This window comes from Bradyrhizobium sp. 157 (genome assembly GCF_023073815.1).
In the GTDB taxonomy this organism is placed as follows: Bacteria; Pseudomonadota; Alphaproteobacteria; order Rhizobiales; family Xanthobacteraceae; genus Bradyrhizobium.
Map to the genome: position 1 here is coordinate 87,247 of NZ_JADPKF010000082.1, position 24,499 is coordinate 111,745.

General features: G+C 63.6%; 21 protein-coding genes. 6 read left to right on the forward strand and 15 right to left on the reverse strand.

Features of this window, described 5'->3' with window-relative positions; all coding sequences use genetic code 11:
• Window positions 1-145 precede the first annotated feature (145 nt).
• From IVA95_RS22440 to ispG, 3 genes are all read right to left on the reverse strand, one after another.
• The gene (locus IVA95_RS22440; RefSeq protein WP_247512462.1) at window positions 146-1,486 is read right to left on the reverse strand and encodes a Rieske 2Fe-2S domain-containing protein; all 1,341 of its coding nucleotides are present in this window, start codon (window positions 1,484-1,486) and stop codon (window positions 146-148) included.
• A gap of 210 nt (window positions 1,487-1,696) precedes the next feature.
• On the reverse strand, window positions 1,697-2,590 hold the full coding sequence (locus IVA95_RS22445) for a TauD/TfdA family dioxygenase (protein WP_247512463.1): 894 nt from the start codon (window positions 2,588-2,590) through the stop codon (window positions 1,697-1,699).
• A 162-nt stretch (window positions 2,591-2,752) separates the two neighbouring features.
• A complete protein-coding gene (ispG, locus tag IVA95_RS22450) occupies window positions 2,753-4,045 on the reverse strand; it encodes a flavodoxin-dependent (E)-4-hydroxy-3-methylbut-2-enyl-diphosphate synthase (RefSeq protein WP_247512464.1) in 1,293 nt (430 codons plus the stop codon).
• A gap of 270 nt (window positions 4,046-4,315) precedes the next feature.
• Here ispG and IVA95_RS22455 point away from each other — a divergent pair, with 270 nt between their 5' ends.
• A complete protein-coding gene (locus tag IVA95_RS22455) occupies window positions 4,316-5,191 on the forward strand; it encodes a sulfurtransferase (protein WP_247512465.1) in 876 nt (291 codons plus the stop codon).
• 121 nt (window positions 5,192-5,312) lie between these two features.
• Here IVA95_RS22455 and IVA95_RS22460 read toward each other — a convergent pair whose 3' ends face one another.
• Together IVA95_RS22460 and IVA95_RS22465 are read right to left on the reverse strand one after the other, a co-directional pair.
• Window positions 5,313-6,251, reverse strand: a complete 939-nt coding sequence (locus IVA95_RS22460) for a DMT family transporter (protein ID WP_247512466.1) — start codon at window positions 6,249-6,251, stop codon at window positions 5,313-5,315.
• A 34-nt stretch (window positions 6,252-6,285) separates the two neighbouring features.
• Window positions 6,286-6,771, reverse strand: a complete 486-nt coding sequence (locus tag IVA95_RS22465) for a transcriptional repressor (RefSeq protein WP_247512467.1) — start codon at window positions 6,769-6,771, stop codon at window positions 6,286-6,288.
• Window positions 6,772-6,926: 155 nt separating this feature from the next.
• On the opposite strand from IVA95_RS22465, the gene IVA95_RS22470 reads away from it, so the two are divergent.
• Genes IVA95_RS22470 through IVA95_RS22480 form a run of 3 tightly spaced genes read left to right on the forward strand, consistent with a single transcriptional unit; the run spans window position 6,927 to window position 10,132 of the window.
• Window positions 6,927-7,406, forward strand: coding sequence for a MarR family transcriptional regulator (locus IVA95_RS22470; protein ID WP_247512468.1), 480 nt, complete (start codon window positions 6,927-6,929; stop codon window positions 7,404-7,406).
• Entirely contained in the window at window positions 7,399-8,568 is a 1,170-nt protein-coding gene (locus IVA95_RS22475) for an HlyD family secretion protein (RefSeq protein ID WP_247512469.1), read from the forward strand. The genes IVA95_RS22470 and IVA95_RS22475 overlap by 8 nt, the downstream gene beginning before the upstream one ends.
• A 4-nt stretch (window positions 8,569-8,572) precedes the next feature.
• Window positions 8,573-10,132: an MDR family MFS transporter gene (locus IVA95_RS22480; protein ID WP_213253431.1), complete on the forward strand. Its 1,560-nt coding sequence runs from the start codon at window positions 8,573-8,575 to the stop codon at window positions 10,130-10,132.
• 21 nt (window positions 10,133-10,153) lie between these two features.
• On the opposite strand, the gene IVA95_RS22485 is transcribed toward IVA95_RS22480, so the two are convergent.
• The 7 genes from IVA95_RS22485 to pcaF form a co-directional block, all read right to left on the reverse strand.
• Window positions 10,154-10,633 carry an SRPBCC domain-containing protein gene (locus IVA95_RS22485; protein ID WP_247512470.1) on the reverse strand — a complete coding sequence of 160 codons (480 nt, stop codon included), beginning with the start codon at window positions 10,631-10,633 and terminating at the stop codon, window positions 10,154-10,156.
• 11 nt (window positions 10,634-10,644) lie between these two features.
• A complete protein-coding gene (locus IVA95_RS22490; RefSeq protein ID WP_247512471.1) occupies window positions 10,645-10,968 on the reverse strand; it encodes a metalloregulator ArsR/SmtB family transcription factor in 324 nt (107 codons plus the stop codon).
• 130 nt (window positions 10,969-11,098) lie between these two features.
• Window positions 11,099-12,040 (reverse strand): DMT family transporter, encoded by a 942-nt coding sequence (locus IVA95_RS22495; RefSeq protein ID WP_247512472.1) that lies wholly within the window; start codon window positions 12,038-12,040, stop codon window positions 11,099-11,101.
• Between the two features lie 37 nt (window positions 12,041-12,077).
• Entirely contained in the window at window positions 12,078-12,944 is an 867-nt protein-coding gene (locus IVA95_RS22500; protein WP_247512473.1) for a shikimate dehydrogenase, read from the reverse strand.
• Window positions 12,945-13,002: 58 nt separating this feature from the next.
• Window positions 13,003-13,608, reverse strand: a complete 606-nt coding sequence (gene pcaG, locus IVA95_RS22505) for a protocatechuate 3,4-dioxygenase subunit alpha (protein WP_247512474.1) — start codon at window positions 13,606-13,608, stop codon at window positions 13,003-13,005.
• The gene (pcaH, locus tag IVA95_RS22510) at window positions 13,609-14,310 is read right to left on the reverse strand and encodes a protocatechuate 3,4-dioxygenase subunit beta (RefSeq protein WP_247512475.1); all 702 of its coding nucleotides are present in this window, start codon (window positions 14,308-14,310) and stop codon (window positions 13,609-13,611) included. It lies immediately after the preceding gene.
• A gap of 123 nt (window positions 14,311-14,433) precedes the next feature.
• On the reverse strand, window positions 14,434-15,642 hold the full coding sequence (gene pcaF, locus IVA95_RS22515) for a 3-oxoadipyl-CoA thiolase (protein ID WP_247512476.1): 1,209 nt from the start codon (window positions 15,640-15,642) through the stop codon (window positions 14,434-14,436).
• A 311-nt stretch (window positions 15,643-15,953) separates the two neighbouring features.
• Between pcaF and mutS the strand changes: the two genes are divergently transcribed.
• Window positions 15,954-18,689 carry a DNA mismatch repair protein MutS gene (gene mutS / locus IVA95_RS22520; protein WP_247512477.1) on the forward strand — a complete coding sequence of 912 codons (2,736 nt, stop codon included), beginning with the start codon at window positions 15,954-15,956 and terminating at the stop codon, window positions 18,687-18,689.
• 101 nt (window positions 18,690-18,790) lie between these two features.
• Here mutS and IVA95_RS22525 read toward each other — a convergent pair whose 3' ends face one another.
• Window positions 18,791-19,585, reverse strand: coding sequence for a hypothetical protein (locus IVA95_RS22525; protein ID WP_247512478.1), 795 nt, complete (start codon window positions 19,583-19,585; stop codon window positions 18,791-18,793).
• 194 nt (window positions 19,586-19,779) lie between these two features.
• The gene (locus IVA95_RS22530) at window positions 19,780-20,289 is read right to left on the reverse strand and encodes an OsmC family protein (RefSeq protein ID WP_247512479.1); all 510 of its coding nucleotides are present in this window, start codon (window positions 20,287-20,289) and stop codon (window positions 19,780-19,782) included.
• Window positions 20,290-20,497: 208 nt separating this feature from the next.
• On the opposite strand from IVA95_RS22530, the gene IVA95_RS22535 reads away from it, so the two are divergent.
• Entirely contained in the window at window positions 20,498-23,293 is a 2,796-nt protein-coding gene (locus IVA95_RS22535) for a [protein-PII] uridylyltransferase (RefSeq protein ID WP_247512480.1), read from the forward strand.
• A gap of 430 nt (window positions 23,294-23,723) precedes the next feature.
• Here the strand turns inward: IVA95_RS22535 and IVA95_RS22540 are convergent.
• Window positions 23,724-24,499: transposase (locus tag IVA95_RS22540; RefSeq protein ID WP_247512481.1), on the reverse strand; the 776-nt coding region annotated here is incomplete at its 5' end.

Here is a 24,499-nt window from a genome sequence, read left to right on the forward strand (position 1 = left end):
AGCCGCCACGCCTCGCTTTGACCTCGCGGTTATTCCTTGCGAAGGGGGCGATCACGGAAGTTTCAGATCTTTTTGTCCCTGCTAGCCGTGCGGGGCGGAAGGCCCAAGCGAGGTGCTGCGCGGGTAGAGGATGGCGACAGTTGCCCTACTCCGCCGCCACGTTCCTGCCGCGACCGCCAACATAGCCGGCCGCATCGCCGAACCGCTCGATCATGACAGCGGTGAGGTCCTTGGTCTTGCTGGTGACGCAGGCGCCGGAGCGCACCGTGTAGCGGTCCTGATGCTTCAGGTGCGGCGGCGCCTCGCCTTTCTGCAGCGCTCGGGCGGCGTCCATCACGAGCTTGCGGAAATGCATGATGCCGAGGTCGGTCGGGCCGAGATGTTCGCGCGTGCGGTCGGCGATCGGGCCCTGGCTGTCCTGGACGGCGGCGTCCTGCTCGGACACGCCCTTGATGCCGGTGTAGCTATGGGTCTTCTGCAGCTTGCGATCAATCAGGTAGTCGTTCGACTTGTTGCGCAGCGGCACATAATTCTCGTCGACTTCTGCAATGACGCCGTTGCCGCGATCGTAGGCCTCACGTTCGGCATCCGTAATCGGCCGATCCGGATTCCAGGCATAAGTATAGATCCAGCAATTGGTATCGGTCACCGGCACAAAGCTCTGACCAAAAATGTTCTCGCCCGGCATCGCGCTCGGCGCATAGGCATGCACCGGCATCAGGAATTGGGCGATGCGCCAGTAGATGTTATCGCTGCCGGTGAGACGTCCGCCGGCGATCGTCAGCCCGGCCTCATGTGGGTTGATCTTGATGACGGGTCGCGGGTCCTCGGCGATCCAGCGCATATGATCGGTCGCCACCCGCGTCAGCGGGTTCACAAAATGCTTCTTGATGTCGAGGATCTCGTTCTCTTCCTTCTCGAAGGAAAGATGCGCGAAGGTAAAATGCGCGGTGTCGATCGAGCCTTCCAATGCCTGCACCCAGTTGCAGTCCTGCCATTTCTTCGAAACGTAGCGATGCGAGGGCGGCACCAGCGCCATTTCCAGATCGGGCAGCTCGGGCACCTGATCGGCGGGACCCATATAGGCCCAGATCATCTCGCCCCATTCGCGCACCGGATAGGACTTGATGCGGATCAGGTCTTTCGCGTTCAGGTCGGGATAGGAGGTCGGCATGTCGACGCAAGCACCCGAGGTGTCGAACTTCCAGCCGTGATAGACGCAGCGGATGCCGCACTCCTCGTTGCGGCCAAGCCAGAGATTGGCGCCGCGATGCGGGCAATGTTGATCGATGACGCCGACGACGCCGCTCGTGTCACGGAAGGCGAGCAGTTCCTCGCCCATCACGACGATCTTTTTCGGCGGACCATCGGCCTCAGGTAACTCTTCTGACAGCAGCACCGGAATCCAGAAGCGGCGCAACAGTTCGCCCATGCCTGTTCCCGGCCCGCTCTCGGTCAGGAATTTGTTGTCTTCGGCGCGGAGCATGGCCGACCTCCCGATGTTCTTTTGCTTTTACGTAAGATTGACGCGAGCGGCGGATAAGGTCAACGCTCGTCCCACTTTCGTGTCCCGGACGCAGCGCGGCACGAAGTGACGCGCCGCAGAGCCAGGACCCAGTATGGTGCAAAGTGCGGGGCCCCGGCTCTGCAGTGCACCGCTGCGCGATGTACTGCGTCCGGGGCACGACACGCAGCTCTACACCGGCCTCTCCCCCTTCACCGTCACCCGCGTGCCTGACCGCGTATGCGGCCAGTAATCCCACATCGCGCGATGCTGGGCGCAGCGGTTGTCCCAGAACGCGATGGCGTTTTCAGTCCAGCGGAAGCGGCATTGGAACAGCGGGTTCTCCGCGTGCTGGTAGAGATAAGCCAGCATGGCATCGCTCTCGTCGCGCGGGATGCCTATGATGTGGCGGGTGAAGCCACGATTGACGTAGAGCGCCTTCTTGCCGGTGACGGGATGCGTGCGCACCACGGGGTGTTCGGCACGCGGATATTCCGGCCGGTCGGCGACGCCATAGTTGGCGTAGAGCCCGCGATAGGTCTGCTCGCCGTCGTGCAGCGCGGTCAGCCCGTCGAGATAGGTCTTCATCCGGTCCGACAACGCCTCGTAGGCGGCGTACATGTTGGCAAACAGCGTATCGCCGCCACTCGGTGGGCATTGCTTGATGTAGAGGATCGATCCCATCGGCGGATCGAGATCGCAGGAGACGTCGCTGTGCCAGCCCTCGCCGTTGGCGCGCGGTGAATCCTTATCGGCATAGATCTTCATCAGCGCCGGGTCCCCCTCATTGGGCGCCGCCGGATGCACGTGCAATTCGCCGAACTTGCGGCCGAAAGCGAGATGCTGTTGCGGGGTGATATGCTGGTCGCGAAAGAAGATGACGAGGTTTTCGGCGAGCGCGCGATGGATTTCGTCCATCTGCCGGTTGGAGCGCGCGTCGTCCGAGACGAGCTTGCCGATATCGACGCCGGAGATTTCCGCGCCGATGATCGGTGTGAGTTTCTCGACGCCGATGGTCTCGTAGGGTTGGGCTTCGTCGGCGATATGCCGGTAGCGCGGTCCCTGCTTGCCGGACAGCGATGACATGGGCGTCTCTCCGATGATTGTTAGTTTCAACCATCGTAGCCCGGATAGAGCGAAGCGCAATCCGGGGATCAAGCTATCAGCTTGCACGAAAGTCCCGGGTTTCGCGGAGCCTGTCATCGGGCGCGCATTCGCGCGACCCGTTGGCTGCACCCGGGCTACGATCTACTCCGCCGCGGTCACCGTACTCTCGGGCGTCTTGTTGCCCTTGCCATAGCGCTGGTCGATATAATCGATCACCAGCGCCTTGAAGTCGGCGGCAATCGTGGGTCCGCGCAGGGTGCGGAACTTCTTGCCGTCGACAAACACGGGCGCGGCCGGCGCTTCGCCGGTGCCGGGCAGGGAGATGCCGATGTTGGCGTGCTTGGACTCGCCGGGGCCGTTGACGATGCAGCCCATCACCGCGACGTTAAGCTGCTCGACGCCTGGATATTGCGTTTTCCAGCCCGGCATTTCCTCGCGGATGAAATCCTGGATCGAGCGCGCCAGTTCCTGGAATGTAGTCGAGGTGGTGCGGCCGCAGCCCGGGCATGCCGCGACCAGCGGCACAAAAGTGCGGAAGCCCATCGTCTGCAGCAATTCCTGCGCGACCTGAACTTCCAGCGTGCGGTCGCCGCCGGGCTCAGGCGTGAGCGAAATGCGGATGGTGTCGCCGATGCCGTCTTGCAGCAGGATGCCGAGCGCGGCGGATGAAGCCACGATGCCCTTCGATCCCATGCCGGCTTCGGTCAGGCCGAGGTGGATGGCGTAATCCGAGCGGCGCGCCAGCTCCTGATAGACCGCGATCAGGTCCTGCACGGCGGAAACCTTGGCCGACAGGATCATGCGGTTCTTGGGCATGCCGAGTTCTTGGGCGCGGGCCGCCGACAGCAGCGCCGACTGCACCATGGCCTCGCGCGTTACCGCGCGGGCATCGCGGGGGTTGGGCGAGGCCGTATTCTCGTCCATCAGCTTGGTCAGCAATTCCTGGTCGAGCGAACCCCAATTGGCGCCGATGCGCACCGGCTTGTTGTTCTTGTTGGCGATCTCGATGATGTCGGCGAACTGCGTGTCGCGCTTGTTCTTGAAGCCGACATTGCCGGGGTTGATGCGGTACTTGTCGAGCGCCTCGGCGCAGGCCGGATATTCGGCGAGCAGCTTGTGGCCGATATAGTGGAAATCGCCGATCAATGGCGTGGTGATGCCGCGCTTGCGCAGGCCGTCGCGGATGTGCGGAACGGCAGCTGCGGCCTCCTCGCGATCGACGGTGATGCGCACCATTTCCGATCCGGCGCGCGACAGCGCCGCGACCTGCGCGATTGTGCCTTCGACATCGGCGGTGTCGGTGTTGGTCATCGACTGCACGACGATCGGCGCACCCCCACCGACGGCAACATTGCCAACCATGACCTGGGTGGTTTTGTGCCGGGCGCGGGGGCCAGCGACGTCGTCTTGCGGGATTATTTCGGGCTTGTTCATGGGGCCTCGAATATCAGGTTTTGGTGACATGTACCAAGGGGGCGGCGAAGGCAGTGTGCGCCTTGTCACATAGGGTACTTTTATCTTGTATGTTCAGTAGCTTAGGCCAGCCGCAGCCGCCGAAAGCAGGGCAAAAGACCTCGTCTTCCGTTAACCGATATATTGGACAGGAATCGCCGAATTGAAAGGGCAGGGGTGCGCCAGACCGCCTTTCCCTAGTCCGACGCGAGCCCTAGCATCGCCGAAAATACAAATTAATGGGAGGCGGGTATGCCGGCGCTAAACGAGCTCATCACGACGCCGGAACTCGCTGAGATTCTCGGCCGTCCCGATTTGCGCCTGTTCGATTGCACCACCTACCTCGAACCCGCGCCCGAAGGCAGCAGCCAGCCCTATATCACCGTCCCCGGACGGCACACGTTCGAGGCCGGGCATATTCCCGGTGCGGATTTTCTCGATTTGCAGGGCGAGTTCTCCGATCCCGACACCGAGCTTCGCTTCATGATGCCCGATGTCGCGCAGCTTGAGCAGGCGTTCGGCCGTCATGGCCTGTCCAACGAAAGCCAGGTCGTGCTGTACAGCATCGGCACGCCAATGTGGGCGACGCGGTTCTGGTGGATGCTCAAATCGCTCGGTTTCGAGAATGCTTCAGTGCTCGACGGCGGTCTCGACAAATGGAAGCTCGAAGGCCGCCCGCTCGAAACGGGGCCTGCGAGGGGATATCCGCCAGCGACTTTCACCGCGAAACCGAAGGACGGATTTTTCGTCGACAAGCACGCGACGCTCGCCGCCACGTCCGAACGAGGTACCATCATCGTCAACGCACTCGGTCCGCAGTTTCACAAGGGCCTGGAGCCGAGCCGCTACGGCCGGCCCGGCCGCGTGCCCGGCAGTTGCAACGTATCGGCCGCGACGCTGCTCGATCCCAAGACCAAGGCTTTCGTGCCGCTGGCGGAGGCGGAAGCCAAATTCAAGGCCCAGGGCATCACCAAGGACAAGCGCGTGGTCGCCTATTGCGGCGGCGGCATTTCGGCGACGATCGACCTGTTCCTGCTCTACCAGCTCGGTTACGACAATCTCACCCTCTACGATGGCTCGATGGGTGAATGGGCCAAGGATGCGTCGCTGCCGATCGAGACGGGGTAGAACGTAGACCCGCGCTCTTTCCACGTCATTGCGAGGAGCGACAGCGACGAAGCAATCCACGTCTCCGCTTGCGGCGCGGTGGATTGCTTCGCTTCGCTCGCAATGACGAGTGTTGCGGCCACTACGCCGGCACGTTCGGATCCGGCACCACCTTCGGATCCGGCTTGTTCACGAGATAGAGCCCCGCGATGACCAGCAGCGCCGCAACACCGAACGCAATCGTCAGCGTATCGTGCAGGATGAAATAGGCGGCGACGACGCCGAACAGCGGCGTGACGAAGGTGAACGACGACAGTTTGCTGGCTGAATAGGTCTTCACCAGCGCGAACCACAGCACGAAGGTGCAGCCCACCACCCAGATCGCCTGATAAGCCAACAGCGAAATCGACAGCGCGCTCGGCATATGGGTGATCGTTTCGCCGAACAGCAGGGATGCACAGCCCAGGATCGGAATCGATACGGCCACCTGATAGCCAAGGGCTTTTTCCGGAGCCGCGTTACGAAGTTTCGTGCCCTTGGCGATCAGCGTGGTCGCGCCCCATAGCGCGCCGCCGCCGACCACCAGCAGGTCGCCGAGCAACACTTTTGCGTCGACATTTGCCTGCGGCACGCCGATGGCGAGCGCGACACCGGCAAAGCTCAGGCCCAGCCCACCCCATTGCATCATGCTCAGGCGCTCGCCAAGAAACTGGTAGGAGCCGAGCGCGACGAAGAACGGCGCGGTGTACAGGAACACGGCGGCGCGCGACGCCGATGTGAACACCAGTCCGGTGAAGATCAGCACGAACTCTACCCCGAACAATATGCCGGCCAGCAGCCCGGGGACGAGCGAGCCGTCGCGCTCGAAGAATTTTACGCCGCGCAGCCACCCGGCGAACAGCATGACCGGCAAGGCGCCGGCGGAGCGGATCAATGCCTGCAGCATCGGCGGAATATCGGGCAGCGCGAGCTTGACCGCGATCTGGTTGAACCCCCAGCTCAGGCAGAGCATCAGCATCAAGGCGATGGCACCCGGCGTGAGCGCACGCCCGGCGGAAGATTCTACTGGCTTGGACGACATTAGCCCTCGTGGCCGGCCTGGCGCCGTGTTCTCGTTATTTCTGACAATGCGCGCAGATGCCGGCGATCTCGACGACGGAGAGCTTTGGCGCGAATCCGGATGCGCGCGCCGCCGCATTGAGGCTTTGCGCCACGGGGGCTGCGGGAATTTCACCGACCGAGCCGCAGCGCTCGCAGATCAAAAACGCCACCATCGAGGTCTCGTCATGATCATGCGCGCAGGCGAGGAACGCATTGCGGCTCTCGATGCGGTGGACGAGGCCGTTTTCCATCAGGAAATCGAGCGCGCGGTAGACCGTGATCGGCGCCGGCCGCGGCATCGATTTGGCGAGTTCGTCGATCACCTCATAGGCCCCGAGCGGGCGATGGCTCGACAACAGCGCCTGCAGCACCTGACGCCGGATCGGGGTAAATTTCTGCGCCCGCCGCGCGCAAACCTGTTCGGCATGCGCGATCGCTTCCGCAGTGCAGCGGCCGTGATCATGGTCGGGTGCAGGAAATGTCGGCTTTGTCAGGCTCATATCGGACCCTTGTACCAGTTTGCGGGCAAATCCTAAAGCCCGCGCACGCATTAGTTCCCAGCCATGTGCTGGAAGCGGATCAGGGCATTATTAACTCGCCATGCGGAATTCGTAAGCTAGCTTACTATATTGCAAGCTTATGGAGGCTTGGACCTATGCGCGGTTCGGTGGACATGAATTTCCTGTTTACGCTTGGCGAGGTGCAACGGATGGTGCGCGCCTATGCCGACCGGCAGGCGGCGCGCTACGGCATCACCCGCGCGCAATGGGCGGTGCTGGCCAAGGTCGAGCGCGCCGAGGGGCTCAAGCAATCTGAACTTGCCGAACAGATGGAGATGCAGCCAATCACGCTGACGCGGCTGATCGACAAGCTCTGCGACAATGGCTGGATCGAACGCCGCGGCGACGAGAATGACCGCCGCGTCAATCGCCTGTATCTGCGCAAGGCCGCGCGGCCGCTGCTCGGCAAACTCGCCGGGCTTCGCTCCGAACTGACGGCGACCGCGCTCGACGGCATCAATCCCGCCGACGCCCACCGCCTGCTCGACCAACTCGATCTGATCAAGGAGAACGTTCGCAACGCGATCCAGAATCCTGCGAACGAGCCTCCGCGAAAGGAGCAGCGCTATGGCTGATCCCGTCCTCAAGTTCCCGCCCGAGCAGAAGGGCGCCCCTGCGACGCCGTCACGGCCGAAACTCGCGGCCGAGCCGCGCCGCCGGCTGATGGCCGGCATGCGGCGCTACCGCCGCTTCCTGCTGTTGGTGGTGTTGCCGCTGGCTGCGCTGGTGGCCGGTGTGACGTTCTATCTTAACGGCGGCCGCTACGTGACGACCGATGACGCCTATGTCGGCGCGCAGAAGGTTCTGATCACGCCCGACATCTCCGGGAAGATCGAGAAGGTCGTGGTGAAGGAAGGCCAGCAGGTCAATCCAGGCGACGTGCTGTTTGAGATCGATCCGGTGCCGTTCCGCCTCGCCGTAGCGCAGGCCAAGGCTAACCTCGCGCAAACCAAGGTCACCTATGACAATCTGATCGCCGACCTGAAAATCTATGGCCAAATGAGCGAACTCTCGCAGCAGGGCATGGACCTGAAGCGGCGTGACGTGGAGCGCAAGTCGGCGCTGGTGAAGAACAATTTCGGCTCGCAGCTCGATCTCGATAACGCGTCGACCGCCCTCGTCACCGCGAGCGCGCAGTATCAGTTGCTGCAGCAGAAGATCGCGACCGCCAAAGCCCAACTGCTCGGCAATCCCGATCTGCCGCTCGAGGAGTTTCCGCCCTATGCCCAGGCCAAGGCCGCGCTCGACCAAGCCCAGCGCAATCTCGACCACAGCGTGATGCGCGCGCCGATGGCCGGCATTGCGACGCAGGTCGAGCAGATCCAGCTCGGCCGCTTTGTCACCGCCGGCACGCCGGTGTTCAGCATCATCGACACCGCGAATCCGTGGGTCGACGCCAATCCGAAGGAATCCGATTTCACCTATGTCGCGGTCGGCCAGTCGGTCACACTGGAGGTCGATGCCTTTCCCAATCACCCGTTCAAGGGCACGGTCGGCTCGCTCTCGCCTGGCACCGGTGCGCAGTTTGCGATCCTGCCGCCGCAGAACGCGTCGGGCAATTTCGTCAAAGTGGTGCAGCGTGTTCCGGTGCGGATCTATTTCGACAAGAATGACAAATTCGTCCGCAAGCTGAAGGCCGGCATGAGCGTTTACGCCACGATCGATACCAACCATCGCCGCTCGTTGTCCGCCCTGCTCGGCCTGTCGCCGGCGACGGCGAACCAGGACCACGATTAGCAACATGGCGACACCGGGCCAGCCATCGGCATCCGTTCCTGGCCTGCGCCGGAACATGGTAACGATCTGCGCCATGACGGCGACCATCATGCAGGCGCTGGACACGACGATCGCCAACGTCGCGCTGCCGTACATGCAGGGAACGCTGTCGGCGTCGCAGGACCAGATCAACTGGGTGCTGACGTCCTATATCGTTGCCGCCGCGATCATGACCGCGCCGGTCGGGTGGATCGCCAACCGCTTCGGCAGCAAGCGCATCTTTATCATCTGCTCGGCCGGCTTCACCATTGCTTCGGTGATGTGCGGATTGGCGCAGGACATCGGGCAGATGGTGGTGTTTCGTCTGCTGCAAGGCGTGTTCGGCGCGGCGCTGGTGCCGCTGTCGCAGGCCGTGATGCTCGATTCCTACGCGCTGCACGAACGCGCCAAAGCAATGGCGATCTGGGGTATGGGCGTGATGATGGGCCCGATCATGGGCCCGTCGCTCGGCGCCTGGCTGACGGAAACCTATTCCTGGCACTGGGTGTTCTTCGTCAACCTGCCGTTCGGCATTGTCACCGTGCTGGGCCTCGCCATCTTCATGGACGAAACCAAGAAGGACATCGAGTTGCGCTTCGACTGGTTCGGCTTCACAGCGCTGGCGGTCGCCATCGGTGCGCTGCAGCTCGCGCTCGACCGCGGCGAGCAGCTCGGCTGGCTGGAATCCAACGAGATCATTGCCGAGTTCATCATTGCCGGCATCGGCTTCTACTACTTCCTGGCGCATTCGCTGACGACGCAACATCCGTTCATCCAGTTCGCGCTGTTCAAGGACAAGAATTTCGTCGCCGGCTGCGTGTTCATGGCCGTGATGGGGCTGGTGCTGTTTTCCACCATGGCCCTTTCCTCGCCGTTCCTGCAGAACGTGATCGGCTATCCCATCATCACCGCCGGGCTTCTGCTGGCGAGCCGCGGCTGCGGCACGTTCGTGGCGATGATGCTGGTCGGCCGCATGATGAACCATATCGAGGCACGAACGCTGATCGTCTCAGGCCTCGGCATCACATGCCTGTCGCTGTTCTACATGACCGGCTGGACCGACCAGACCGGCGCCACCGAGATTGTGATCATCAGCGTGGTGCAGGGCTTTGGCTTCGGATTGGTGTTCGTGCCGCTCTCCACCGTGGCGTTTTTGACGCTGCCCAATCATCTGCGCACCGACGGCACCTCGATGCTGACCTTGATGCGCAATGTCGCCAGCTCGATCGGGATCTCGCTCGTGATTTCGCAACTGACGCAAGGCACGCGCTACACCTACGCGGTGCTATCGGAGCACATCAACCCGTTCAATCACGCCCTGCAGATGCCGGGCGTGCGCGACATGATCGATCTCGCCACCGACAAGGGCCGCGCCATGGCCGACATGATGGTCAAGGTGCAGGCGCAGATCATCGCGTTTTCGTATGACTATCAGCTCGTGATGATCTTCACCGCCTGCGCGATCCCGCTCGCCATCATGATCGGCTCGACCAAAGCGACGCTGCGCAAGCAGTCGATCGCGCCGGATCATGCTGTGATGGAGTAGGCCGCCCGCTCACGGCTTTCGTTACGGCCGCGTCGGTACCGAAAGTGCGTCAAGCCGCGCGTAACTCGCCTCCATACCATCTTCCATGCCGGTCGCCAGCATCGTAGCGCGCGTCTGAGCATCGGGCAGCGTCATCCGCATGGTCATTAATGTGCCGGTGCCGTCGGGTGAAAAATTTGTTTCAACATGATTGTCCGGTGTCGGGTCGGGCAGATGCATCCGTTCGACGTGTACGAGCCGGCTGAACGGCACCACCTCGATAAACTCTCCGGCCAGGTAGAACCCACCTCCTTTGCCATCGCTCCATTCGTACCGAATCTTGCCGCCCGGGCGCGCCTCGTTGATGCAGACCGGCATCGTCCAGCCTTCCGGACCAAGCAGCCATTTCTGGATCAGCGCGGGTTCGGTGTGCGCGCGAAACACCGCCTCCGGCGTGGCGGCGAAGTGCCTGGTGACAACGACGTGGGTGTCGCCTTCGGTCTTCAGCGTCAACTTGCTCATGGGACTGCCTTTCACTCTTCGGTTTTCATGGCGGCCAGAACATCGTCCAACCGGTTGTAATTCGCGGTCAGGGTCTGGCGCAGCATCCCGAGCCACTGGTCGATCTCGGCAATGGCCGTCGGCGCCAGCCGGCACGGCCGCTTCGTGCCTTGGACCCGGCGGAGAATGAGACCTGCGCCCTCGAGCACCTTGAGATGTCGGGATATGGCGGGCTGCGTCATCTCGAACGGCTCGGCCAATTCCATGACGGTGGCCTCGCCCAACGCGAGGCGGGCAAGGATCGCCCGGCGTGTTGGGTCCGCCAGCGCGGAAAAGGCGGCGTCGAGGTTTGACATCGTCCATCTCGGATCAGTTATATAAATGATATGTTATATAACCGATCGATTATTGTCAAGCCGAGGCGGACGACGCCGAAGGCGGAACGGCCATGCCGCGCATCGAGCTCGGAAGATGCCGTGATATTGACTAAGCCGATGTCGCGTTAGGGCGATGACCTACCTGTTTGGCCTGCAGGCTCAACCACATGCCGCCGAGCGACAGCGCGCCGCCGATCAGATGGATCATGGTCGGCGCCTCCCCAAGAAACAGGATCGACAGCACCGCGCTCACAATCGGTCCGAGATAAAGGCTCAGCGACGTCGACACCGCGCCGAATTTCGCGCCGAGATAAGCATAGGCCGAATAGGCAAAAAGCCCGGGGACCAGTCCTGCGAAGAGATAGACCAGCGCCGCCCGCCCGCTGAACGCAGCGGCAGGCGCCGACCACATTTCATGGATGGCGAACGGCAGCGAGAACAGCGCGCCCGCTGCGGCGAACAGACCGATCCGCGCCAGAAAGCTCACACCGCTGCCGACACGGTTCTGCAGCAGGGTGTAGCCCGCCCAGCCCAGCATCGCCATCAGTGCGAGGAGATCGCCGGTCACCACGCCGGCGCCAACGGCGGCCTGCCCCTTCGTAATGATCAAAGCAGCGCCAGCCAGCGAGAGCAGCATGCCGATGATCTGGCTTCGATGGATCGGCTCCTGGCCCGATATGAAGGAAAACAGCAGTACCGCGAGCGGCGCGAGCGACATGATCAGGGCCAGATTGATCGCCGAGGTCGTGACGCCAGCGACATAGACTGGGCCGCCGCATACGAACATGCCGAGAAAGCCAGCCGCCACGATGCCGAGCGTCTGCCCCTGCAACAGGCCGGGCTTCTCCCGCAATGCCATCACGACAGCGGGCAACAGCCCGAGCGCAACAATGCTCCAGCGAAAGAAGGCAATCGAGAACGGCGGCACGCTTCCCGCAACACCGCGCGCCAGTATCATGTTCGAAACCTGGGCGGTCGCAACCAGCAGAAAGCCGAGCAGGCCCAACACTTCGCGCGCTTTACTGGTGGCTTCCTCGGATGGTTCGCTCATGCCGGATCCATTATCTGCGAAACCGAGGCGACATTCTTCAGGCCGAAGAGTATCTGCTTGCCATCACGGCGTCGAACGCATTCTGGATTACGTCGACCGGCGGCTTCAACCCGGTAAATAATTCAAACGCGTCCGCGGCCTGATAGATGGCAAGCTCGCGCCCAATCATGAGCCTCGCGCCTCTTGCCTTTGCTGCAGTCAGGAGCGGCGTCCATAGCGGCGTATAGACCGCATCGGCCACCCACAAACCGCGATTCAACAGCGCTTCCGGCACAGCCATGCCACGATCCGGTAACATGCCGACCGGCGTTGCGTTGACCACGCCAACAACGGCTTGCAGCGCGTCCGCGATGTCATCGGCAACCCGCGCTTCCAGACGGTCGCGCAATTGCGTCGCCAACCGTTCGGCCTTGGCGCGATCGGCATCGAAAATGCTGATTCCGACCACGCCGAGACTCGCGAGCGCGAATGCGATCGCCTTGCCGACGCCGCCCGCGCCGATCAGTGCGACCGCCCCGCGATTGGAAGCAGCGACCAGATCGGCGATAGCCCGCTTGAAGCCCGTGGTGTCGGTATTATGTCCGATCAGCCGCCCGTCGCGCACGACAACGGTATTGACCGCTCCGATGTCACGCGCCGGTGCCGACATTTCATCGAGCAATGGGACCACGGCCTCCTTGTAGGGAAACGTGACGTTCACGCCGACAAAGCCAAGGCGTCTGACACCGTCGAGCAGAGCGCGTAAGTCGGCTGCATCGGCACCCGCCACCTCGATCAGTTGATAGTGGCAGTGAACGCCCAACGCGTCGCCGGCCTGCTCATGCATTGCCGGCGCCGCGGACTGCGCTATCGGCGCACCGATCAACCCGGTCAGAAATTTTTCGCGGGTCGGGGATTGAACCATCAGCGCCATGTCCTGCGGCAATTGAAGACATCGGCGCAAGCTTCCGCGCCAACGCCGATCAGACGTCGAAGAACACCGTCTCGTTGTCGCCCTGCAGATGTACGTCGAAACGATAGCTCGCATTGCCGCTGCCCGGCTGGCGCGTCGCGATCAGCGTGGAGCGGCGCTCGGCCGGCACCAACGCCAGCACCGGATCGGCGGCATTGGCGGCCTCACCGTCGAAATAAATTCGCGTGTAGTTATGCAGGAGCATGCCGCGTGCGAACACCGCAAGCACGATATGCGGCGCCTGCGGCTTGCCGTCGGGATCGGGCACGATGCCCGGCTTGATGGTGTCAAACGCGTAGCCGCCTTTGGCATCGGTGCCGATGCGGCCGAACCCTTTGAACGACGAATTCGGCAGCGCGCGCTTGTCCTGCGGGTCGCTGAACCTGCCCTGCGCGTCCGCCTGCCAGATCTCCAGCATGCAATCCGGCACCGGAACGCCGTCGCCGTCGAATACCGTGCCCTCGACGCGAATGCGTTCGCCTGAGGTGTCCGGCGTCACCAGATTGTTATTGAACGCGTCGTTCCAATCGTATTTGCCGTTCGGCGTCAGGCCATAGGCAAAGTACGGACCGACGGTCTGCGACGGGGTGATGCCGTCCGGCTTGGTCTGTGGCACTTAACTGTTCTCCATCGGCGTGGCGTTGCGCCCGCGCAGCACAATGTTGAAGCGGTAGCACAGCGCCCAATCCGGCTTGGTTTTCTCCAGATCGAATGACGAGATCATCCGGTTGCGCGCCTTCTCGTCGGTGACCGAATTGAAGATCGGATCGAACGGGAACAGCGGATCGCCGGGGAAATACATTTGCGTCACCAGGCGCGAGACAAAGGAGTGCCCGAACACCGAGAAGTGGATGTGGGCCGGCCGCCAGGCGTTGTGGTGATTGCCCCAAGGGTAAGCGCCGGGCTTGATGGTGATGAAGCGGTAATAGCCCTGCGCGTCCGTTTGCGCGCGGCCGGCGCCGGTGAAATTCGGATCGAGCGGCGCGGGATGCTGGTCGACGACGTGGACATAGCGGCCGCAGGAATTGGCCTGCCATAGTTCGACCAGCGTGTTCGGGACGCCGCGACCGTCTTCATCGAGCACATGGCCATGCACGATGATGCGCTCGCCGATCGGCTCGCCCTTGCCGTGAATCGTGAGATCGTGATCGTTCTCGCGCACGGTCTCGTGGCCATACACCGGTCCGGTCAATTCCGACAGCGTATGCCGCATCGGGATCAGCGGCTTTGAAGGCGAGCGCTTGACCGTGCTCTTGTAGGCGGGAGACAGCCGCGGCGGATGCGCCGCGAGACTTTGCACTGGATAGACCAATGTCATGACGAACTCCTCCCTCGCATCGCAAAATTGCTTTGCAATTTTGTCGCTGAGCCGCGTCGCGGATCATTATATGACATAACTAATTTGGGAAAGAGCGATTTTTCTCCTTCCCAAACCATTGTCTTAATTGACCTTCTCGATCGCGACCGCAACGCCTTGGCCGACGCCGACGCACATGGTTGCCAAGGCAAGCTTCCCGCCCCGCTTCTCCATGCCGTGCACCGCCGTCAGTGCCAGCCGCGCGCCGCTCATGCCGAGCGGATGGCCGAGCGCGATCGCGCCGCCATGCGGGTTGACGAAGTCGGCATCGTCCTTGACGCCCAGCTGCCGCAGGCAGGCTATGCCCTGGGAAGCGAAGGCTTCATTGAGCTCGATCAAATCGAAGTCAGAGATCTTGATGCCGAGCCGCTCCATCAGCTTCTTCGTCGCCGGCACCGGGCCGATGCCCATGATGCGCGGCGGCACGGCGGCTGATGCGAGCCCGAGGATGCGCGCCCGCGGCGTCAGCCCGTGCTTCTTCACGGCGGCTTCGGAGGCGAGGATCATCGCCGCCGCGCCGTCATTGACGCCGGAGGCATTGCCCGCCGTCACCGTGCCGGGATTGCGCACGATCGGCTTCAGTTTTGCCAATCCTTCGAGCGTGGTTTCGGGACGCGGATGCTCATCCTTGTCGACGGTGACGGGACCTGCCTTGCCGCCAGGCACCTCGATCGGCGTGATCTCCTCCGCGAAATAACCGGAAGCGATCGCCGCGCCCGCGCGCTGCTGCGAGCGGATCGCCATCGCATCCTGGTCGGCGCGCGACACCTGGAATTCCTCGGCGACGTTCTCGCCGGTCTCCGGCATCGCATCGACGCCATACTGCGCCTTCATCAAGGGGTTGATGAAGCGCCAGCCGATGGTGGTGTCGTAGATCTCGGCCGAGCGCGCGAACGCTTCCGGCGCCTTGCCCATCACGAACGGCGCCCGCGTCATTGACTCGACGCCGCCGGCAATCGCAAAATCGATTTCGCCTGATCGAATCGCCCGCCCCGCGGCGCCGACCGCATCAAGGCCCGACGCACACAGGCGATTGAGCGTCTGGCCCGGAACCGATTCCGGCATGCCCGCCAGCAGCAGCGCCATGCGCGCGACGTTGCGGTTGTCCTCGCCGGCCTGGTTGGCGCAACCGAAAAACACCTCATCCACCTGGGTCCAGTCGAGGTTGGGATGCTTCGCCATCAGCGCCTTGATCGGGGCTGCGGCCAGATCGTCGGCACGCACCTTGGCGAGCGAGCCGCCGAAACGGCCGATCGGGGTCCGGACGGCATCGCAAATGAATACATCACGCATAGAATCTCTCCCTGAATGCCGTGCCTTAGGCGTTGACCCAGAATTGATGGCGAGTTTTAGGAGCGCGCCCGCGGCAGGTCAATTGAGGCATGGCTGCTCCGCGGCGCTTTCGCAGGGGTCCGTCATGCCCAGAACGCATTAACAATCGAGCCGCGCCGGACGTGGAAAACTCTGACAACGCAGGTAAGGGAATAGGACCGGGTGGCGAAATTCTGTAGTTTGCGGCCCCTGGAGCCGCAGCCGGCTCCAGCTTCTTGTTTGACGCGTTTTCTTCACGCGAACCGGTAGCCACTTCACTTGAAAACGCTCTGATGACGATCCAACAATCCATCCCTGCCCCCGCGCCCCCCGAGGAAGCACCGGCACCAGAGGCGCCCGCGCGCGTGACGCCGATGATGGAACAGTACCTTGAAATCAAGGCCGCCCATCCCGGGCTGCTCCTGTTCTACCGGATGGGCGATTTCTACGAGCTGTTCTTCGAGGACGCCGAGATCGCCTCGAAGGCGCTCGGCATCGTGCTGACCAAGCGCGGCAAGCATCAGGGCGTGGATATCCCGATGTGCGGCGTGCCGGTGGAACGCTCCGAGGACTATCTGCATCGCCTGATCAACGCCGGCCACCGCGTTGCCGTGTGCGAGCAGACCGAGAATCCCGCCGCGGCACGCGCCCGCGGCAACAAGAGCGTGGTGGCGCGTGGCGTGGTGCGGCTGGTGACGCCGGGCACGCTGACCGAAGACACGCTGCTCGATGCCCGCACCAACAATTATCTTTTGGCGATCGCGCGCGCCCGCGCCTCTTCCGGCGGCGACCGCATCGGGCTGGCCTGGATCGATATCTCGACCTCCGAATTCATGGTCACGGAATGCTCGACCGCGGAACTCGCGGCGACGCTGGCGCGGATCAATCCGAACGAAGCGATCGTTACCGATGCGCTCTATGGCGATCCGGATCTGGGGCCGTTGCTGCGCGAACTTCCGTCGGTGACGCCCTTGACTCGCGACGTCTTCGACGGCGCCACCGCCGAGCGTCGCCTGTGCGACTATTTCGCGGTCGCTATTATGGATGGGCTTTCCGCGATGTCGCGGCTGGAGGCGACCGCGGCGGCCGCCGCCGTCACCTATATCGACCGCACCCAGGTCGGTAAGCGCCCGCCGCTGTCGCCGCCGTCACGCGAGGCCGCGGGCACGACGATGGCGATCGATCCCGCCACCCGTGCCAATCTCGAATTGACCCGCACGCTCGCGGGCGAGCGGCGCGGATCGCTGCTGGATGCGATCGACTGCACGGTTACCGCCGCAGGCTCCCGACTACTGGCGCAACGGCTCGCCGCGCCGCTTACCGACAGCGCCGCGATCGCACGGCGGCTTGATGCTATTGCCGCCTTTGTCAGCGACAGCGCTGCACGTGATGACATCCGCAACGTGCTGCGGGCCGCACCCGATATGTCACGTGCGCTGGCGCGGCTGTCGGTCGGACGCGGCGGGCCGCGCGACCTTGCTGGCCTCCGCGACGGTATCCTCGCCGCGGACCAAGCGCTGGCGCGGCTCACACAGCTCGAAGCGCCGCCATCTGAAATTGCAGCCGTGACGGAGGCCCTGCGGCGCCCGTCGCGCGATCTCGCGCGTGAATTCGAGCGCGCGCTCGCCGAGCAATTGCCGCTGATCAAGCGCGACGGCGGCTTCATCCGCGAGGGCTATGAGCCCGCGCTCGACGAGAGCCGGAATCTGCGTGACGCCTCCCGCCTCGTCGTCGCCGCGATGCAGGCGCGCTATGCCGAGGACACCGGCATCAAGGCACTGAAGATTCGTCACAACAACGTGCTCGGTTATTTCGTCGAGGTGACGGCGCAGCACGGCGACAGGCTGATGGCGCCGCCCTTGAACGCGACCTTCATCCACCGCCAGACGCTGGCGGGGCAGGTTCGCTTCACCACTTCCGAACTCGGCGAGATCGAGGCCAAGATCGCCAACGCCGGCGACCGCGCGCTCAATCTCGAACTCGAAATCTTCGAGCGGCTCTCCGCGATGGCGCTGGCCGCCAGCGACGATCTGCGCGCCGCGGCGCATGCGTTCGCGCTGCTCGATGTCGCGACCGCGCTGGCGAAGCTGGCGGTCGATGACAACTACGTGCGGCCCGAGGTCGACGGCTCGCTCGGCTTCGCCGTCGAAGGCGGCCGCCATCCGGTGGTCGAACAGGCGCTGAAGCGTGACGGCCAGCCGTTCATTGCCAATGCCTGCGACCTGTCGCCGGGGCCGGGGCAGAAGTCCGGTCAGATCTGGCTGATCACCGGCCCGAACATGGCGGGTAAATCGACATTCCTGCGGCAGAATGCGCTGATCGCGCTGATGGCGCAGATCGGTTCCTACGTGCCGGCGTCGCGGGCGCGGATCGGCATCGTCGACCGGCTGTTCAGCCGCGTCGGCGCGGCCGACGATCTCGCACGGGGACGTTCGACCTTCATGGTCGAGATGGTCGAGACGGCCGTGATCCTCAACCAGGCCAGCGAACGCTCGCTGGTGATCCTGGATGAAATCGGCCGTGGCACCGCGACCTTCGACGGCCTGTCGATCGCCTGGGCCGCGATCGAGCATCTGCACGAGGCCAACCGCTGCCGCGCGCTGTTCGCCACGCATTATCATGAGCTGACCGCGCTGTCGGCCAAGCTGCCGCGGATGTTCAATGCCACGGTGCGGGTCAAGGAGTGGCAGGGCGATGTCGTGTTCCTGCACGAGGTGCTCCCCGGCTCGGCCGATCGGTCCTACGGCATTCAGGTCGCCAAGCTCGCCGGCCTGCCGCCGGCCGTGATCGCGCGGGCCAAATCGGTACTCGCAAAACTCGAGGCGCAGGACCGCGGCCAGACCGCCCGCGCACTCGCCGACGACCTTCCGCTGTTCGCCGTCCCCTCCCGCGCCGCCGCTGAAGCCGCGGCGCCTAGCGAGGCGGAGCTATTGATGGAAGCGGTGAAGGCGCTGCATCCCGATGAGATGTCACCGCGCGAGGCGCTGGAGGCGTTGTATGCGCTGAAGGCGAAGCTGCCGAAGGGATGAGACTCTCACCCCGTCATTGCGAGCGAAGCGAAGCAATCCATCTTTCCGCACGCGCGGAGAGATGGATTGCTTCGTCGCTTCGCTCCTCGCAATGACGGTGGCTAGCGCGTCGCCTTCCCTCGCCCAATCCACCACAGACTCAGATTCCACCCCACGCAGGTCGCGAGCGCGAGGCTCAGCCCGATCGCCGAGCCGAACTGCAGTACCGCCAGATGCAGCACCGCAATCGCAATCCCGAGCCCGATCAATCCCCAGGCGCTGTTGGCGAGCACGGCGGCGGTCGGCGGACCGCCGATGCGCGGATGCAGGATCAGCATCATTGAGGTGAACACGATCGGGAACAGCGCGATCATGCCGCTGATCTTGGGACCGACCCAGCCCGAAGTCGTGACCACGGTTGCGACAAGCGTTGCGACCAGCGAGGCCCGCAGTGGAATGTCGTACCAGCGCCGCCGGATCGGCGGCATTTTGGCATGGCGGTAGCGGGCGAGCAGCGGCACGCATATGCCAAACGCAATGGCATTCACGATCAGGCCGCCGGCGAGCGACCATTGTACCGAGCGGATGATCGCGGCGAACGCGAGCCATACGGCGACCGCCGCGAGGCAACTGAGCAGCGCGCCGTGGCGCTGCGCCAGCACGACATAGGTCAGCCCGAGGAAGATCGTCGCGGCGTTGATCGGCAGGCTCGCCAGCGCGCCCTCGGCAATGAAGGCCGCGTCATGATCGAGCGCGAGGAATACGTAGGACGGCCCGGCCGAGATCGGCAGCGTCGCGATCAGCGCGCCGATTACGGGGCCTGAGCGTTCGGTGACGATGGAAGCCGTCACCACGAACGCCGCGGTAATCGCCATGCGCAGGCCGAGCGTCAGGATGAAGGCAAATTCGGGGGACATTTTGCATTCTCTTACCCTCCCCTGGAGGGGGAGGGTCGGCTCGCATGAGCGAGACGGGATGGGGTGATCTCTCAACTCGGGCAGTGTTGGATGTGGAGAGACCGTCACCCCACCCCGCCGCTCATTTCATGAGCGTCGACCCACGAGCGAGCTTTGCTCGTCTCGGACCCCTCCAGGGGAGGGTGAAGCACTGATCACACCCGCTTCATCGATACCGAAACTTTCGGGCCGTTCTTGATGGTCTGATAGACCACGCAATAGCGCTCGGTGAGCTTCAGCAGCAGGTCGAGCTTGTCCTGCGGCGCGTCGGTTGCGACCTCGAAGCGCAGGCGGATCTCCTCGAAGCCGACCGGGGCTTCCTTGTCGACGCCGAGCGTGCCGCGGAAATCGAGATCGCCCTCGGCGATGACGTTGCCGCTTTTAAGCGGGACTTCGGTGGCGGTGGCGACCGACTTGAGCGTCACGCCGGCGCAGGCGACCAGCGCTTCCAGCAGCATGTCGCCGGAGCACAATTCCAGTCCCGAGCCGCCGGTTCCCGGGTGCAGGCCGGCCACCGCCAGCGCGCGGCCGGTCTCGACCTTGCAGGCGATGCCTTCATTGTCGATCGAGCCCTTGGCTTTCAGGGTGATGACCGCGGCCGAGGGATCGGCCTTGTAACGTTCCTTGATCGGGGCCTGCATCGCGCGGAGTTCGGCGGCGTCCATTTTCATCTCCCGACTTTGTTTTGTGCATCGGATATAAAGGGCGATCGACGCGCTGTCATCACGCCGCCGCGGCCGCCCGCACCCCGCATCGGAAATCCACGCCTTTCCAACAGGTTATGACTGGAATTCGCCGGCGCGGCGGCATAGCTTGGATTTGACCTTACAATCGCCCGTGACAGCCCCTGTGCCGTCCGATATCGGGGAGATCATGGACAGCATCGTGACAGAGGACCGCTCCGGGGCGGATGACCGTTTCGATACCGCGCGGATCACCGCGGCGGTCGATGCGCTGGCCGAAAAGCATGCCGGCCGCGAGGACGTGTTCCGCTCGGCGCTGGCGCAATTGCTCAAGACCGAGATGATCGCGGCGCGCGCCATCGCGCAGGCCGTGCTGCTGAAGGATCGCCACGGCCGCCGCTGCGCCGAGCGGCTCTGCTTCATGCAGGACGAGATCATCCGCATCCTCTACTCGGCCGCGACGCGGCATCTCTATCGCTCGCACGTGCCCTCCGGCGCCGAGCGCATGGCGGTCGTCGCCACCGGCGGCTACGGCCGCGGCCTGATGGCACCGGAATCCGACATCGATCTATTGTTCATCCTGCCCTACAAGCAGACCGCCTGGGGCGAGCAGGTCGCCGAAGCGATTCTCTATTGCCTGTGGGACATGGGATTGAAGGTCGGCCACGCCACGCGCTCGGTCGACGAATGTATCCGCCAGGCGCGCGGCGACATGACGATCCGCACCGCGATCCTGGAGACGCGGTTCTTGACCGGCGACCGGCCGCTCTATGACGAACTGGTCGCCCGGTTCGACAAGGAGGTGGTGCAGGGCACGGCGTCGGATTTCGTCACGGCCAAGCTCGCGGAGCGCGAGGAGCGGCACCGCCGCGCCGGCCAGTCGCGCTATCTGGTCGAGCCCAACGTCAAGGATGGCAAGGGCGGATTGCGCGACCTGCACACGCTGTTCTGGATCGCAAAATACGTCTACCGCGTGCGCGAGACCGACGAACTGGTCGAGCGCGGCGTGTTCGACGCGCAGGAATACCGCACCTTCCGCCGCTGCGCCGATTTCCTGTGGTCGGTGCGCTGCAATCTGCATTTCGTCTCGGGGCGCGTCGAGGAGCGGCTGTCGTTCGACATGCAGCGCGAGATCGCGGTTCGCCTCGGCTATACCTCGCATCCCGGCATGCAGGATGTCGAACGCTTCATGAAGCATTACTTCCTGGTGGCGAAAGACGTCGGCGACCTCACCGCCATCCTGTGCGCCAAGCTGGAAGACGAGCAGGCCAAGCCGGCGCCGGTCCTGAGCCGCATGGTGGCGCGGCTGCGGCCGAGCACCAAGCGGCGGCGGGTGCCCGACAGCGACGACTTCATCATCGACAACAACCGCATCAATCTCGCCGCGCCCGACGTCTTCAAGCACGACCCGGTGAACCTGATCCGGATCTTCCATCTGGCGCAGAAGAACAACCTCGCCTTCCACCCCGACGCGATGCGGACGGTGACGCGGTCATTGAAACTTGTGAACAGCCAGCTTCGCGAAAATCCGGAAGCCAACCGGCTGTTCATGGAGATCCTGACCTCGAACGATGCCGAGACCGTGCTGCGGCGGATGAACGAGGCCGGCGTGCTCGGTCACTTCATCCGCGCCTTCGGCAAGATCGTGTCGATGATGCAGTTCAACATGTACCACCATTATACGGTGGACGAGCACCTGATCCGCTGCATCGGCTTCCTGCAGGAGATCGAACGCGGCGGCAATGACGAGTTCACGGTCGCGAGCGACCTGTTCCGCAAGATTCAGCCCGAACATCGCGCGGTGGTCTACATCGCCACGCTGCTGCACGACGTCGCCAAGGGCCGGCCGGAGGACCATTCGATCGCGGGCGCCAGGGTAGCGCGCCGGCTGTGTCCGCGGCTCGGCTTTTCCGCAGGCGACACCGAGCTGGTGGCGTGGCTGATCGAAGAGCATCTGACGATGTCGACGGTGGCGCAGTCGCGCGATCTCTCCGACCGCAAGACGATCGAGAATTTTGCCGCCGTCGTGCAATCCGTCGAGCAGATGAAGCTTCTGACCATCCTGACCACCGCCGACATCCGGGGCGTCGGCCCCGGGGTGTGGAACGGCTGGAAGGCGCAGTTGCTGCGCACGCTGTACTACGAAACCGAGCCGGTCCTGACCGGCGGCTTCTCGGAAGTGAACCGCGCGCAGCGCATTGCGCTGGCGCAGGCCGAATTCCGCGCTGCCTTCACCGAATGGCCGGAGGAGGAGCTCAACGCCTATATTGCGCGGCATTATCCGGCCTACTGGCTCAAGGTTGACCTGCAGCGGAAAATTCGCCAGGCGCGTTTCATCCGCGCCAGCGAACAGGCCGGGCATCAGCTCGCGATCAATGTCGGCTTCGACGAGGCGCGTGGCGTCACCGAACTGACGATTCTCGCGACCGACCATCCGTGGCTGTTGTCGATCATCGCCGGCGCCTGCGCTTCCGCCGGCGCCAACATCGTCGATGCGCAGATCTACACCACCACCGACGGCCTTGCGCTCGACACCATCGCGATCTCCAGGGAATACGACCGCGACGAGGATGAGGGACGGCGCGCGACCCGCATCGGCGAAATGATCGAGCAGGTGCTCGAAGGCAAATTGCGGCTGCCCGAAGTGGTGGCGCGCAAGTCGGCCAACCGCGGCAAGGTTCGCGCTTTCGTGGTCGAGCCCGAGGTCATCATCAACAACCAGTGGTCGGACCGCTACACCGTGATCGAGGTCTCCGGCCTCGACCGTCCGGGCCTGTTGTATCAGCTCACCACTGCGATCTCGAAGCTCAACCTCAATATCGCCTCGGCCCACGTCGCGACCTTCGGCGAACGCGCCCGTGACGTGTTCTACGTCACCGATTTGCTCGGCGCCCAGATCAACGCGCCGACCCGGCAGGCCGCAATCAAGAGCGCGCTGCTTCATCTGCTCTCTGCCGAAGACAACGTCGCTAAGCCGGCGGCGTGATCGACTATTATCGCCCGCGCTCGTCAGTGTCATTGCCGACAATCGTGACGCATCGGCGGTCGGCTCCCTCCCCCCTTGCGGGAGAGGGCTGGGGAGCCGGGTTCTCTCCACGCACACCGCCGATGCCGCCACCCCTCTCCCTACCCCCCCCCCGCAACGGGGGAGGGAACATACCTTTCGTGTGGCGACGGCGTGCGTACACGTTGCAAGAAACCAGATATGACTTCGCGATCTCGCGACGCAATCGCGACCGAGTTTGCTCTCAACTTCCCACCCTCTCCAATCAGAGCAACTGTGTCGAAGTAGACCGTTGATCGGCCGGCCTCAAGGCTGGCGCGGCGCGCGCCACCGCCTGCGGCGGCTGACGGCCTTGACCCCGTCCGCTCGCCGGTCTGTTGGCTGGGCATGCGCTCGGTCGGGGACCGAGCGGTCAGGCGCTCGCTGAGTTGAGCGCGTAGCGGCTGGGATCCCACTTCTGTCGTCGTGCGACCATCGTGTTGAGAATGACGATCAGCTTGCGCATGCAGGCAATGATCGCAACCTTCGGCTTCTTTCCGTTGGCAATCAGGCGGCCATAGTGGGCCTTGAGCACCGGATTGTTCAGCGTGGCTGCACCGACACAGGCCATATAAAGGGCATTGCGAACCCAGCGGCGGCCACCCTTGATGTGGCGCTCGCCGCGCCGGTTTCCGCTATCATCGTCGTAAGGGGCGGCGCCGATCAAGGCCACGGCAATCTCGTCGCTCACCTGTCCGAGTTCCGGCATTCCTGCAACGAGGTTTGCGGAGGTCGTTTCGGCCAAGCCCGGCACGCTCTCGATGATCTCGGCACGCTCAGCAAGGTGTGGCGTGGCCTTGATCTGGGCTGAGATTGCAGCCTCGAGCTTGGCGATCTCGCAGACCAGATTCTTCAAGAGGCGCTCGCGTGCCTTCTGAACAAGTCTTGGCGCAGCATGCTCGTTCTGGCTTTGCAAACGTGCTTTGAGATCAACCAGGCTGATGCGCGCCTTCGCGAGCGCCAGCAACTTCTCGTGCGCGGCATCGTGCGTCTGGCCCGGCGCCTCGCTGAATATCTCGGCAAACCAGGCGATCATCTCCGCATCGATCGCATCGTTCTTGGCCAGGCGTCCGGCCGACTGCGCGAAGCTGCGGACCCGTTTGGGGTCGACAATCCGCACCTCGATGCCGGACTCGCGCAGTACCTCTG

Bases quoted from the DNA above. Each gene is read 5' to 3' on its own strand.
- IVA95_RS22440 (WP_247512462.1), bottom strand. From the start codon at position 1,486: ATGCTCCGCGCCGAAGACAACAAATTCCTGACCGAGAGCGGGCCGGGA.
- IVA95_RS22445 (WP_247512463.1), bottom strand. From the start codon at position 2,590: ATGTCATCGCTGTCCGGCAAGCAGGGACCGCGCTACCGGCATATCGCC.
- ispG (WP_247512464.1), bottom strand. From the start codon at position 4,045: ATGAACAAGCCCGAAATAATCCCGCAAGACGACGTCGCTGGCCCCCGC.
- IVA95_RS22455 (WP_247512465.1), top strand. From the start codon at position 4,316: ATGCCGGCGCTAAACGAGCTCATCACGACGCCGGAACTCGCTGAGATT.
- IVA95_RS22460 (WP_247512466.1), bottom strand. From the start codon at position 6,251: ATGTCGTCCAAGCCAGTAGAATCTTCCGCCGGGCGTGCGCTCACGCCG.
- IVA95_RS22465 (WP_247512467.1), bottom strand. From the start codon at position 6,771: ATGAGCCTGACAAAGCCGACATTTCCTGCACCCGACCATGATCACGGC.
- IVA95_RS22470 (WP_247512468.1), top strand. From the start codon at position 6,927: ATGCGCGGTTCGGTGGACATGAATTTCCTGTTTACGCTTGGCGAGGTG.
- IVA95_RS22475 (WP_247512469.1), top strand. From the start codon at position 7,399: ATGGCTGATCCCGTCCTCAAGTTCCCGCCCGAGCAGAAGGGCGCCCCT.
- IVA95_RS22480 (WP_213253431.1), top strand. From the start codon at position 8,573: ATGGCGACACCGGGCCAGCCATCGGCATCCGTTCCTGGCCTGCGCCGG.
- IVA95_RS22485 (WP_247512470.1), bottom strand. From the start codon at position 10,633: ATGAGCAAGTTGACGCTGAAGACCGAAGGCGACACCCACGTCGTTGTC.
- IVA95_RS22490 (WP_247512471.1), bottom strand. From the start codon at position 10,968: ATGTCAAACCTCGACGCCGCCTTTTCCGCGCTGGCGGACCCAACACGC.
- IVA95_RS22495 (WP_247512472.1), bottom strand. From the start codon at position 12,040: ATGAGCGAACCATCCGAGGAAGCCACCAGTAAAGCGCGCGAAGTGTTG.
- IVA95_RS22500 (WP_247512473.1), bottom strand. From the start codon at position 12,944: ATGGTTCAATCCCCGACCCGCGAAAAATTTCTGACCGGGTTGATCGGT.
- pcaH (WP_247512475.1), bottom strand. From the start codon at position 14,310: ATGACATTGGTCTATCCAGTGCAAAGTCTCGCGGCGCATCCGCCGCGG.
- pcaF (WP_247512476.1), bottom strand. From the start codon at position 15,642: ATGCGTGATGTATTCATTTGCGATGCCGTCCGGACCCCGATCGGCCGT.
- mutS (WP_247512477.1), top strand. From the start codon at position 15,954: ATGACGATCCAACAATCCATCCCTGCCCCCGCGCCCCCCGAGGAAGCA.
- IVA95_RS22525 (WP_247512478.1), bottom strand. From the start codon at position 19,585: ATGTCCCCCGAATTTGCCTTCATCCTGACGCTCGGCCTGCGCATGGCG.
- IVA95_RS22530 (WP_247512479.1), bottom strand. From the start codon at position 20,289: ATGGACGCCGCCGAACTCCGCGCGATGCAGGCCCCGATCAAGGAACGT.
- IVA95_RS22535 (WP_247512480.1), top strand. From the start codon at position 20,498: ATGGACAGCATCGTGACAGAGGACCGCTCCGGGGCGGATGACCGTTTC.